General features: G+C 70.7%; 11 protein-coding genes. 8 read left to right on the top strand and 3 right to left on the bottom strand.

Annotation, left to right across the window (positions count from 1 at the left end):
* Positions 1 to 29 precede the first annotated feature (29 nt).
* Both ABD127_RS08410 and ABD127_RS08405 read left to right on the top strand, forming a co-directional pair.
* The gene (locus ABD127_RS08410; RefSeq protein WP_344199924.1) at positions 30 to 779 is read left to right on the top strand and encodes a DUF5819 family protein; all 750 of its coding nucleotides are present in this window, start codon (positions 30 to 32) and stop codon (positions 777 to 779) included.
* Positions 772 to 1869, top strand: a complete 1098-nt coding sequence (locus ABD127_RS08405; RefSeq protein ID WP_344199921.1) for an HTTM domain-containing protein — start codon at positions 772 to 774, stop codon at positions 1867 to 1869. The genes ABD127_RS08410 and ABD127_RS08405 overlap by 8 nt, the downstream gene beginning before the upstream one ends.
* On the opposite strand, the gene ABD127_RS08400 is transcribed toward ABD127_RS08405, so the two are convergent.
* Together ABD127_RS08400 and ABD127_RS08395 are read right to left on the bottom strand one after the other, a co-directional pair.
* Complete coding sequence (locus ABD127_RS08400; protein ID WP_344199919.1) at positions 1866 to 3089, bottom strand: MFS transporter; 1224 nt, start codon at positions 3087 to 3089, stop codon at positions 1866 to 1868. The genes ABD127_RS08405 and ABD127_RS08400 overlap by 4 nt on opposite strands.
* Positions 3086 to 5050, bottom strand: a complete 1965-nt coding sequence (locus ABD127_RS08395) for a M13 family metallopeptidase (protein ID WP_344199917.1) — start codon at positions 5048 to 5050, stop codon at positions 3086 to 3088. Before ABD127_RS08395 ends, ABD127_RS08400 begins: the two co-directional genes overlap by 4 nt.
* Before the next feature lie 17 nt (positions 5051 to 5067).
* Here ABD127_RS08395 and ABD127_RS08390 point away from each other — a divergent pair, with 17 nt between their 5' ends.
* A complete protein-coding gene (locus tag ABD127_RS08390) occupies positions 5068 to 5916 on the top strand; it encodes a siderophore-interacting protein (protein WP_344199914.1) in 849 nt (282 codons plus the stop codon).
* Positions 5913 to 6602 (top strand): 2-C-methyl-D-erythritol 4-phosphate cytidylyltransferase, encoded by a 690-nt coding sequence (ispD, locus tag ABD127_RS08385; RefSeq protein ID WP_344199912.1) that lies wholly within the window; start codon positions 5913 to 5915, stop codon positions 6600 to 6602. Before ABD127_RS08390 ends, ispD begins: the two co-directional genes overlap by 4 nt.
* 285 nt (positions 6603 to 6887) lie before the next feature.
* Here ispD and ABD127_RS08380 read toward each other — a convergent pair whose 3' ends face one another.
* Positions 6888 to 7862, bottom strand: a complete 975-nt coding sequence (locus tag ABD127_RS08380) for a glycosyltransferase (protein ID WP_344199910.1) — start codon at positions 7860 to 7862, stop codon at positions 6888 to 6890.
* A 71-nt stretch (positions 7863 to 7933) separates the two neighbouring features.
* Here ABD127_RS08380 and ABD127_RS08375 point away from each other — a divergent pair, with 71 nt between their 5' ends.
* From ABD127_RS08375 to ahcY, 4 genes are all read left to right on the top strand, one after another.
* On the top strand, positions 7934 to 9280 hold the full coding sequence (locus ABD127_RS08375; protein WP_344199908.1) for a TrkH family potassium uptake protein: 1347 nt from the start codon (positions 7934 to 7936) through the stop codon (positions 9278 to 9280).
* Between the two features lie 16 nt (positions 9281 to 9296).
* Positions 9297 to 9971, top strand: a complete 675-nt coding sequence (locus ABD127_RS08370; RefSeq protein WP_344199905.1) for a potassium channel family protein — start codon at positions 9297 to 9299, stop codon at positions 9969 to 9971.
* A 26-nt stretch (positions 9972 to 9997) separates the two neighbouring features.
* Entirely contained in the window at positions 9998 to 10165 is a 168-nt protein-coding gene (locus ABD127_RS08365; protein WP_344199903.1) for a Trm112 family protein, read from the top strand.
* Between the two features lie 72 nt (positions 10166 to 10237).
* Positions 10238 to 11665: an adenosylhomocysteinase gene (gene ahcY, locus ABD127_RS08360; protein WP_344199901.1), complete on the top strand. Its 1428-nt coding sequence runs from the start codon at positions 10238 to 10240 to the stop codon at positions 11663 to 11665.
* The last annotated feature ends 19 nt before the right edge of the window (positions 11666 to 11684 follow it).

Here is an 11684-nt window from a genome sequence, read left to right as displayed (position 1 = left end):
GATCACCCGGGCCACCTAGGATGAGGACCATGCCTGCCGCCACCCCCGAGGTCTCCGTGACCCGGTGGCAGAGCGGGCTCATGCTCACGATCGCCGCCGCGGTCGTCGTGCACTCGGCGGTGGTGGGGCTGTGGCTCAGCCCGGTCAGTCCGATCCGCGACAGCGTGGGCAGCTCGACGCTGACCTCGTACGTCAACCCGTACTTCCGGCAGTCGCCCTCGACGATCGACCCGGGGCTCCAGCGGGCCGACGAGGCGCTGCTGGTCCGGGCCCGCGTGCTGGACGACGCCGGCGAGCTCGTCGAGACCGCGTGGGTCGACGTCACCGCACGTCTCGAGAGCGGAGGGCTGCTGCGCACCCGCATGGACAAGGCAGCCCGGTCCCTGGCCACCAACCTGAACGTCGCGATCGCCTCCTTCCCGAAGGCGGCGCGGCCGCTCGTCGAGCAGGACCTGACCGAGGAGGACCGCGCGGTGCGCCAGGTCGAGATCGAGGCCGAGGGGGCGACGCCCTTCATCGCGCAGACGTTCTTCGCGAACTGGGCGATGGCGACCCAGTTCGGCACGCTCTTCACGACGGCCTCCGCCGAGGGAACGGTGGAGCAGATCCAGATCAGGGTCGGTCTGCGACGGGTGCCGGCCTACGGCGACCGCGTCGACGAACAGCTCGACGACGAGGACTACACCTGGACCACGCTCGGGTGGCGCGACGCGATCGCCGGCAACGAGGAGGCCCAGCGGGCCTTCGACGACTACGTAGGGGGTGACGACGGTGCGTGACGCCTGGTGGGCCGTCCTGGACGCGTTCGTGCGCGTGCGCGAGTCGGCCGAGCGCTGGCTGTTCGGCGGGCGCAACGCGCTCGTCGGGCTGGCGCTGTGCCGCATCCTGCTGGGGCTGTCGGTGCTGCTGACGCTCGTCGTCAACTTCTCCGACCGCACGCTCTGGGTCGGCAACGCCTCGGTGTGGGCCGAGCCGGCGCGCGACGCGGTCGACTTCCCCGAGCTGTGGCTGGTGCGCAACGCCACCGACACCGTCGTGACGGTCGTGTACCTCGTCACGACGCTCGCCGCCCTCGCGCTGACCGCCGGCTGGTACACGCGGGCCGCGAACGTCGTGACCCTGATCGGGTTCATCGCGGTCGTCGGCCAGAACCCCATGGTGGGCAGCGCCAGCGACAACGCGGTGCGGCTCGCGCTGCTGTGGCTCGTGCTGACGAGCTCGGGCGACCGCTGCTCGATCGACCAGCGCCGCCGTGACGCCCGCGCCGCGGGCCTGGAAGCCGACCAGCGGGGGTTCGACTCCGACGAGGTCCTGCCCCCGTGGCTGGGCATCAGCCTGCACAACATCGGCCTGCTCGGGCTCGGCGTGCAGACCGTCCTGCTGTACGCCACGGCAGGCCTGGACAAGATCGCCCGGGAGGCCTGGCGGTCGGGCGAGGCGCTCTACTACACGACGCAGCTGCCTGAGTTCAGGCCGTTCCCCTGGCTGTCCGACCTCGTCTCCGCGAGCCCGGTCTTCCTGGCGTTCCTGACCTACCTCGTGCTGCTGACGCAGCTGTTCTTCGCGCCCCTCATGCTGAACCGGGTCTCGCGGATCGTCGCCGTCACGATCGCGCTGGTCAGCAACGTCTTCTTCGCGGTGGTCTTCGGTGCCGTCCCGGCGGCCCTCGCGATCATCGCCGTCACGCTCGTGGTGTTCCCGAACGACCTGCTCGAGGAGCGGGTCGACTGGCTCGCGGAGGTCACCGAGCCCCTGCGGCGTCGGGTGGAGGCGCTCTGGTTCCGCGTCTCGGACCCGTTCGTCGATCTCGGTGATCGCATCCGTGAGCGGCGGGCGTCACGGAGCGAGGTCGACGAGCGGGTCGACTAGAGCCGACCGGCCGTCTCGGTGTCGGGGCTGGCCGCTGCGGCGGCTCGGCTCCCGGCGACCACGAGGGCGACGACCGGGATCGTCAGCACGGCCGCGGCGGCGTTGAGCGTGCCGAAGTCGCGCCAGGCCACGACCAGGCCGGCAAGCAGGCCGCCCGTCGCGCCCGCGACGTTCATCGCCAGGTCGGCGACGCCCTGCACAGCAGGCCGCACCTGAGGGGTCACCGCGGTCGTCAGCATCGCCGCGGCGGCGATGACCGACATCGACCAGCCGATCCCCAGCAGGACGAGTCCGACCATGATGCGCGGCTCGGAGTGGCCCGCGGTGCCGGCGACGACCGTCGACACGACGAGGGTGACCTGGCCGGCGACGACCACCACCGCGGGACCCAGGGCGTCGCTCAGCCAGCCGAAGACCGGCGAGAGCGCGAACATCCCGGCGATGTGGAGGCTGATCGTCAGACCGATGAGCTCCAGGTCGGCGCCGTGGTCCTGCATGTGGACCGGGGTCAGCGCCATCACGGAGACCATGACGGCGTGCGAGGCGGCGATCGCGACGATCGCGGTCAGTGCCGTGCCACGCAGGTGCGGCCAGGGGGAGACGCGCGGGGGCCGCGCCACACCCTGCTCGCGGGCCAACGGGTCGGGCCGGACCAGCACGAACGTCATTAGCCCGGCGAGGGCGAAGGCGACGGACGAGAACACCAGCAGGCCCGCGAGGTGCGGGATGCCGAGAGCGTCCGCGACGCGGGCTCCCGGCTGCGTCAGGTTCGGCCCGGCGACGGCACCGACCGTCGTGGCCCACACGACCACCGACAGCGAGCGTGCGACCTTGCGCGGCTCGGCGCGGTCGGTCGCGGCGAAGCGCGACTGCAGGTTGGCCGCGGTGCTGGCACCGAACAGCACGAGGCCCAGCAGCACGACCGGCAGCGAGTCGAGGTCGGCGCCGAGGATCGCGACGACCGCACCGACGGCGCCGATCCACCAGCCCGTCGTCAGGGCGGGGCGTCGGCCGGCCCGCACCGCCCAGCGAGCCAGCGGAACGGTCGCGAGCGCTGCGCCGACCGTGAGCATCACGGTCGCCATGCCGGCCCACCCGGACGAGCCGCTGACGTCCTTGACCAGCAGGGCCCCGATCGCCAGACCGGCGCCGTTGCCGACGCCGCCCACGACCTGCACCCCCGCGAGGGACCCGACGAGGCGCCCCTGCGGGTAGGTCATGCGGACCAGATGGTGACCCGGTCCTCCGGCTCGAGCCAGAGGGCGTCGTCGGCCGTCACGCCGAACGCGTCGTAGAACGCGTCGATGTTGCGCACGACCTGGTTGCAGCGGAACTCCGGCGGGGAGTGGGGATCGACCGTCAGGCGCCGGACCGTCTCGGCCGGGCGGACCTTCGCCTGCCAGGCCTGGGCCCAGGAGATGAAGAAGCGCTGCTCGGGGGTCAGGCCGTCGATCGGCTCGCCGTCGCCCTCGGGCTGGGCCAGGCGGAACGCGCGGTAGGCGATGCTGAGGCCGCCGAGGTCGCCGATGTTCTCGCCGATCGTCAGCGAGCCGTTGACGTTCTGTCCCTCGGCCCCCTCGGGGGTCAGGGCGTCGTACTGCGCCACGAGCGTCGTGGTGAGGGCGTCGAAGGCCTCGCGGTCGGCGTCGGTCCACCAGTTCCGCAGGGCGCCCGTGCCGTCGTACTGCGAGCCCTGGTCGTCGAAGCCGTGACCGATCTCGTGCCCGATCACCGCGCCGATCGCGCCGTAGTTGACCGCGTCGTCGGCGTCGGCGTGGAAGAACGGCGGCTGCAGGATCGCCGCGGGGAAGACGATCTCGTTCATCGTCGGGTTGTAGTACGCGTTGACCGTCTGTGGCGTCATGTACCACTCGTCGCGGTCGATCGGAGCACCGATCTTGGCGAGCTCGCGCGCGGTCTCGACGGCCATCGAGCGGCGGGCGTTGCCCAGCAGGTCGGTGGGGTCGGTGGTGAGCGCCGTGTAGTCCTTGAAGGCCTCGGGGTGCCCGATCTTGGGGGTGAACGCCTCGAGCTTCTCGAGCGCACGCGCCTTCGTCTCGTCGCTCATCCACGACAGCTCGCCGATCGAGCGACGGTACGCCTCGATCAGGTTCTCGATGAGCTCGCCCATGCGCTCACGCGCGGCGTCGGGGTACTCGGTGCGCACGTAGATGCTGCCGACGGCCTCGCCCATCGCGCCCTCGACGAACGAGACGCCGCGCTTCCAGCGGGGACGCATCTCCTCGGTGCCGGACAGGGTGCGGCCGTAGAAGTCGAAGTTCTCCTCGACGAGCGCGCTCGAGAGGTACGCCGCAGCGGCGTGCACGACCTGCCAGCGCAGCCAGTCGCGCCACGCGGGCAGCAGCTCGTCGGTCAGGAGGGTCTGGAGTCCCTCGAGGAACGACGGCTGGGCCAGGACGATCTCGCCCAGGACCCGCTCGGCGTCGATGTGGCCGGCGGTCGCCCAGGCGGTCAGGTCGAAGGCGGGCACGAGCGCCTGCACGGCGTCGAGCGTCAGCAGGTTGTAGGTCTTCTGGGCGTCACGGCAGGCGACGCGGTCCCAGTGGTGCGCGGCGATGCGCGTCTCGAGGTCGAGGATGCGGGCGGCGCGCCCCTCGGGGTCGTCGAGCTCGGCGAGCGCCAGCATGCGGGCGACGTGGCCGACGTAGGCGTCGCGGATCTCGGCGAAGTCGTCCTCGCGGTAGTACGACTCGTCGGGCAGGCCGGTGCCGCCCTGGAAGGCGTGCGTGACGTACCGGTCGGGCTGGCCGCGGTCGGGGGCGATGTAGATGCCGAGCACGCCGTGCGTGCCGGTGCGCTCCAGGTCGCCGAGCAGGCTCGCGAACGCGGCGTAGTCGGTGACCGCGTCGATGCGCTCCAGGTCGGGCCGCAGCGGGGAGGTGCCGAGCGCCTCGATCCGGTCGGTGTCCATGAACGAGGCGTAGAGGTCGCCGATCTTGCGCTCGTCGGTGCCCTCCGGCGCCTCGGCGGCCGCGGCACCCTCGATGATCTCGCGGACCTTGGCCTCGGCCTCGTCGACGAGCGTCACGAACGAGCCGGCCGTGGCACGGTCGGGAGCGATGGGTGCGTCGCGGAGCCATCGGCCGTTGACGTGGCGGAAGAGGTCGTCCTGGACGCGGATCGCGGGGTCCAGCTGCGTGATGTCGATGCCCTGGGTCACCTCGTTAGGCTACAGGCGTGTCGAGCACCTACCTGACCCGTCTGTCCGTCGTCCGGGTCGAGGATCTCGCCCCGTCGATGCGCCGGATCGTGCTCGGCGGTCCCGAGCTCGAGGGCATCGTCACCGGGTGGAAGGGCGACACCGACGCGTACGTCAAGATCGCGTTCTTCACCCCCGGCGTGACCTACCCCGAGCGCATCGACGTCGCGGCGCTGCGCGAGTCGATGCCGGCCGAGCACTGGCCGGTCCTGCGGACCTACACGATCCGCCGCCTCGACGCCGAGGCCGGCGAGCTGTGGATCGACTTCGTGGTGCACGGCGACGAGGGGCTCGCCGGCCCGTGGGCCGCTCGCGCGCAGGTCGGCGAGGTCGTCCACTTCAGCGGTCCGGGCAGCGCCTACCGTCCCGACCCGGACGCCGACCACCAGCTCCTCGTGGGCGACGACGCGGCCCTGCCCGCGATCCTCGCGAGCATCGAGGCCCTGCGGCCCGGGCAGAGGGCCACGGCCTTCATCGAGGTCGACGGGCCCGCCGACGAGCAGCCGGTGTCGACCGCCGGCGACGTCGAGATCCACTGGCTCCACCGCGCCCCGGCGCACGCGGGCACGACGAACCTGCTCGACGACGCCGTGCGGGCCTGGCCGTGGCCGGAGGGGCGCGTGCAGATCTTCGTCCACGGGGAGTCGGGCCTGCTCAAGACCGTCCGGCCGTACCTCGTGAAGGAGCGCGGCGTCGAGCGGCGTGACGTGTCCGTCTCGGCCTACTGGCGCCTCGGCGAGACCGAGGAGGGCTTCCGGGCCTGGAAGGCGTCGGAGCGGGCCCGCGGCGAGGAGCCGATGATCCGTCCCGGCACGCCCGGCGCATGACCGTCCACGCCCTCGTCCTGGCCGGTGGCACGGGCACGCGGTTCGGGGCCACGACCCCCAAGCAGCTCCTCGACCTCGAGGGCAGCACCGTGCTGTCGCACGCGGTGCGCCGGCTGGCCGCCCACCCCGGCATCGACTGCATCGTGCTGGTCACGCACGCCGAGTCGGCCCGCGAGGCGCACCGCATCGCGGTGGCGGAGGCCAAGGTCGTGGCCGTGGTCGAGGGCGGACGCACCCGGGCCGACAGCACCCGCCTCGGGCTCGCGGCCGTGCCCGGTCTGGCCGACGACGACGTCGTCCTGGTGCACGACGCCGCGCGCCCCCTCGTGACCGACACGATCGTCGACGCGTGCCTGCACGCGCTGGACGAGCACGACGCCGTGACCCCTGCGGTCGACGTCGTCGACACCCTCGTCGAGGTCGACGACGCCGGGGTGATCCTCCGCGGCGTCGACCGACGGAGCGTCCGCCGCGTCCAGACGCCGCAGGCCTTCCGCGCCGGGGTCCTCCGTCAGGCGCACGCGGCCGCCGCGGGCGAGGACGCCGAGCCGACCGACGACTGCGGCGTCGTCCTGGCCCACGTGCCGGGCGCCAGCGTCGCCGTCGTCCCGGGCGACGAGCGCAACCTCAAGATCACGCGCCCCGCCGACCTCGACCTCGCCCGGAGATGGCTCGCCGAGGACTGACCGGGGACCTCCCGTCATCTGGCCGAGTCCTCGGGTACCGGACAAGCGGCATGGACCAAGACCCGTGCTCCGCGCCCAGATGTGACGACTTTGGGCCCATTCCTTCCGAAAGAACGGGCCCGAACTGGACACATCTGGTCGGGCCACGAGATGTGGTCAGTTGCGGCACGCTTTTAGGCCGGAAGCGTGACCGGAGTGACCACATCGTGCAGGCGCCGGGTCAGGCCCGCCCCACACCCACCTCGCGCGCTGTCCGTGGCCGCTTGTCCGGTACCTCGCCGGGCCTCAGGGCTGGGGCAGGGCCGGGGGGACGTCGGCGGGGTCCATCGGACGCCAGCTGCGGTCCTTCCAGAGGCGCCGGTTCTCGCGGAAGCCGCGCACCAGGTCGCCGAGGCCCGTGAGGGTGTGCTGGACGACGACCAGCCGGAAGACCTCCTTCGCGAAGGTCAGCGCCGTGCCGAGGCCGAAGCCGACCCGGTTGAGGCGACCGTGCAGGGCGAAGTACTTGCCGACGTAGGCGCGGTTCCGCATGACGTGAAAGCGGAACAGCGGACTGCCGTCGTTCAGGTGGCGCAGTCCCAGGTTGACCTGCTTCTGCTCGCGCTTGCGCTTCAGGACGTACGCGTCGACGTAGACCACGTCGGTGTGCTGCGCGGCGAGCCAGGCGTACGCGGCGTCGTCCCAGGTGATGAAGAAGCGCGGGTCGGGCAGCCCGATCGTCCGCACGACGTCGGCGTGGATCAGCATGCCCTCGAAGGTGCCGGAGTTCGTGAGCGCGAAGCCCTCGTCGTTGAACGTGCGCTTGACGCCGTACGGCAGGGGCACGCCGAGGAACTCGTTGAACTTCGCCTGCCAGTAGAAGGGCGAGCCGTCGAAGTCGTACCGGCGGCCGTGGATCACGCGGAACCGCTCCATCCACGGGGCGAACCGGTCCAGCGCCTCGGGCAGGATCTCGACGTCGTCGTCCATCAGCCAGACCCACTCGGCGCCGAGCTCGAGGGCGACCTTGGTGCCCTCGCAGAACCCGCCCGCGCCGCCGGTGTTGGTGGCGAGGCGCCGCGTCACGAGGACGCCCGGCTCGAACCAGCCGGCCGCCTCCTCCAGCACGCGGGAGGTGGGCTCGTCGCTGGCGTTGTCGATCACGACGATCCGCCAGGCGGGCGTCTCGAGCCGCGTCGCGCTCCGGAGCAGCTCGGCGAGGAACTCCGGTCGGTTGAACGTCACGATGGCGATCGCGAGACGCGTGGGCTGCTCAGGCACGCAGGCCACCCTAGCCAGTCCCGTCCGGCCGATGACCCGCCGAGACCCTCGGGCCGGTGTAGCGTCGCCTCGTGGCCCGCCCGGTGATCCCTGCTGCGATCGCGCACCCGGTCCGTCTCCTGCCGCTCAGCTTCTTCGCGCTGATCCTCCTGGGCACCGGGCTGCTGCTGCTCCCGTTCGCCCGTTCCGGCGTGAACTCGCCCGACTTCATGGCGGCGTTCTTCACCTCGACCTCGGCCGTCACCGTCACCGGCCTCGCCTCGGTCGACACCTCGACCTACTGGTCGCCCGCGGGGCAGGGGATCATCCTCGTCCTGGTCGAGATCGGCGGCCTCGGCATCGTCGCGCTGGCGACCGTGCTCGGCCTGTTCATCGGGGGGCGCCTGGGGCTGCGGACGCGCCTCGTCGCCCAGACCGACATGCACGTCGTGAGCCTGGGCGAGGTCAAGCCGCTGTTCCGCCGCGTCGCGGTCGTGATGCTGAGCTTCCAGGCCGTCATCGCCGCCGTGCTCGCGATCCGCTACCGTGCGACCTACTTCGACACCTGGGGCACGTCGCTCTGGCACGGCGTCTTCGACGCGGTCATGGCGTTCAACAACGCCGGCTTCTCGCTGCACCCCGACAGCCTCACGCGGTACGCCGGCGACTGGCTCATCATCGTCCCGATCTGCATCGGCGTGTTCTTCGGCGCGGTCGGGTTCCCCGTGCTCGCCGAGCTGTTCAGCGGCTGGCGCAAGCCCAGCAAGTGGACGATCCACACCCGCCTGACGGTGTGGGGGTCGATCTTCCTGCTCGTCGTGGGCGCGCTGGTGTTCCTGGCGCTGGAGTGGAGCAACGACGCGACCCTCGGCACGCTCGCGTGGGACCACAAGCTGGTCTCCGGCCTCGAGGGCGGCATCATGCCGCGGTCCGGTGGCCTCAACAGCTTCGACTGGGGCTCGGTGCGCCCGGAGACGCAGAGCTTCGCGACCGTCCTGATGTTCATCGGTGGCGGCAGCGCCTCGACGGCCGGAGGCATCAAGGTCACGACGTTCCTGCTGCTCGCCTACGTGATCCTCGCCGAGCTGCGCGGCGACCCGCAGGTCACGATCGGCGTGCGGGCCATCAGCTCGGCCGTCGTCCGCACCGCGGTCACGATCGCCCTGATCTCGGTCATGCTGGTCGGCGTCGCGACCTGGACCCTGATGCTGCTCTCGGACGTGAGCTTCGAGGACGCCCTGTTCGAGTGCACGTCGGCCTTCGCGACGGTGGGCCTGTCGACCGGGCTGACCTTCGACCTCAACGTGGCGTCGCAGGTCGTCATCATCGTGTTGATGTTCATCGGCCGAGTCGGCACCATTACGGCTGCCTCGGCATTCATCCTGCGTCGTCGGGCACCGCGGTACACCGTGCCCGAGGAACAGCCGATCATCGGATAGAGAAGGACGGAACGTCATGGCCAGGAGCAAGGACACCTCGCCGACCGCGCCGGTCATCGTGCTGGGCCTCGGTCGGTTCGGTCTTGCCGTCGCGCGCTCGCTCGTGCAGCTCGGCCACGACGTCCTGGCGGTCGACGAGCGCCCCGAGATCGTGCAGAAGTACGCCAGCGACTTCACCCACGTCGTCGCGGCCGACACGACCGACACCGAGGCACTGCGGCAGATCGGCGCCGAGCAGTTCGAGATCGCGGTCGTCGGCATCGGCACCGACATCGAGGCCAGCGTGCTGACGGTGCTGGGCCTGCTCGACCTCGGCGTCTCGGAGGTGTGGGCCAAGGCGATCAGCGGCAAGCACGCCGCGATCCTGGAGCGCGTCGGCGCGACCCACGTGATCCGCCCCGAGTCGCAGATGGGCAAGCGGGTCGCCCACCTCGTGACCGGCACGATGACCGACTTCATCGAGTTCGACGACGGCTTCGCGATCGCCCGCACCCGGGCGCCGGAGTGCTCCGAGCGCAAGACGCTCTCGGAGGCCAACCTGCGTCAGCGCTACGGCGTGACGATCGTCGGCGTCAAGACCCGCGGCGAGGACTTCACCTACGCGCGCCCGGAGACCTACGTGACCCCGGGCGACGAGCTGATCGTCTCGGGCCAGACGCCCAAGGTCGAGGCCTTCTGCGCCCTGACCTAGACCGCGCACCCGCTAGGCTGGATCGCATGTTCCTCGACCCGGGCCTGCTGGAGATCCTCGTCTGCCCCCAGTGTCGGGACCGCCTGTTCGTCGACGAGGAGGCCTCCGAGCTCGTCTGCCAGGCGTGCCAGCTCGCCTATCCGGTGAGCGACGGGATCCCGACGATGCTGGTGCACGAGGCACGCCCCCTCTGAGCGGTCCAGATCACCCTCGTGAACCCCCGGAGTCGCTGACACGGGTCGGTATCAGACGGTTACGATGGGCGCATGGATTACAACGTCGCTGACCTTTCGCTGGCCGAGTACGGCCGCAAGGAGATCGACCTGGCCGAGCACGAGATGCCCGGCCTGGTCGCCATGCGCGAGCGGTTCGGCGACAGCCAGCCCCTCGCCGGCGCCCGCATCGCGGGTTCGCTCCACATGACCATCCAGACCGCCGTGCTGATCGAGACGCTCGCCGCTCTCGGTGCGGACGTGCGCTGGGCCACCTGCAACATCTTCTCGACCCAGGACCACGCGGCCGCGGCCGTCGTCGTCGGGCCGAACGGCACCCCGGAGGACCCGCAGGGCATCCCGGTCTTCGCCTGGAAGGGCGAGACGCTCGCCGAGTACTGGGACGAGGCCGAGAAGGTCTTCGACTTCGCCGAGGGCGGCCCCAACGTGCTCCTCGACGACGGTGGCGACATCACGATGCTGCTGCACCTGGGCGTCGAGTACGAGAAGACCGGTGTCGTGCCGTCGCAGGACAGCACCGACAACGAGGAGTTCAAGGAGGTGCTGCGCGTGCTGGCCCGCTCCGTCGCCGCCAAGCCGCAGCACTGGACGAACATCTCCAAGGACATCAAGGGCGTCTCCGAGGAGACCACCACCGGCGTCCTGCGCCTGTACGACCGCTTCCGCGAGGGCACGCTGCTCTTCCCGGCGATCAACGTCAACGACTCGGTCACCAAGAGCAAGTTCGACAACAAGTACGGCTGCCGCCACTCGCTGATCGACGGCCTGAACCGCGCCACCGACGTCATGATCGGCGGCAAGGTCGCCGTCGTGTGCGGCTACGGCGACGTCGGCAAGGGCTCGGCCGAGTCGCTGCGCGGCCAGGGCGCGCGCGTCATCGTGACCGAGATCGACCCGATCTGCGCGCTGCAGGCCGCGATGGACGGCTACGAGGTCAAGCGCCTCGAGTCGGTCGTCGAGACCGCCGACATCTTCATCACCACCACCGGAAACTTCGACATCATCACGGTCGAGCACTTCCAGAAGATGAAGCACCAGGCGATCGTCGGCAACATCGGCCACTTCGACAACGAGATCAACATGGCCGGCCTGGCCAAGATCCCGAACATCGTCAAGGACGAGATCAAGCCGCAGGTCCACCAGTGGATCTTCGAGGACGGCAAGAAGATCATCGTGCTGTCGGAGGGGCGTCTGCTCAACCTCGGCAACGCGACGGGCCACCCGTCGTTCGTCATGTCGAACTCGTTCACGAACCAGGTCCTGGCGCAGATCGAGCTCTACACGAAGGCCGACGAGTACGAGCTGGGTGTCCACGTCCTGCCGAAGCACCTCGACGAGGAGGTCGCTCGCCTGCACCTCGACGCCCTGGGCGTCGAGCTGACCGAGCTGACCAAGGAGCAGGCCGCGTACCTCGGCGTCGACATCGCCGGCCCGTACAAGTCCGACCACTACCGGTACTGAGTCCGGAGACCACACCGCC

Source organism: Aeromicrobium alkaliterrae (genome assembly GCF_039529015.1).
GTDB classification, from domain to species: Bacteria; Actinomycetota; Actinomycetes; order Propionibacteriales; family Nocardioidaceae; genus Aeromicrobium; species Aeromicrobium alkaliterrae.
Note: the sequence above shows the minus strand (reverse complement) of the source record. Positions and strands in the feature narration are given on the sequence as shown.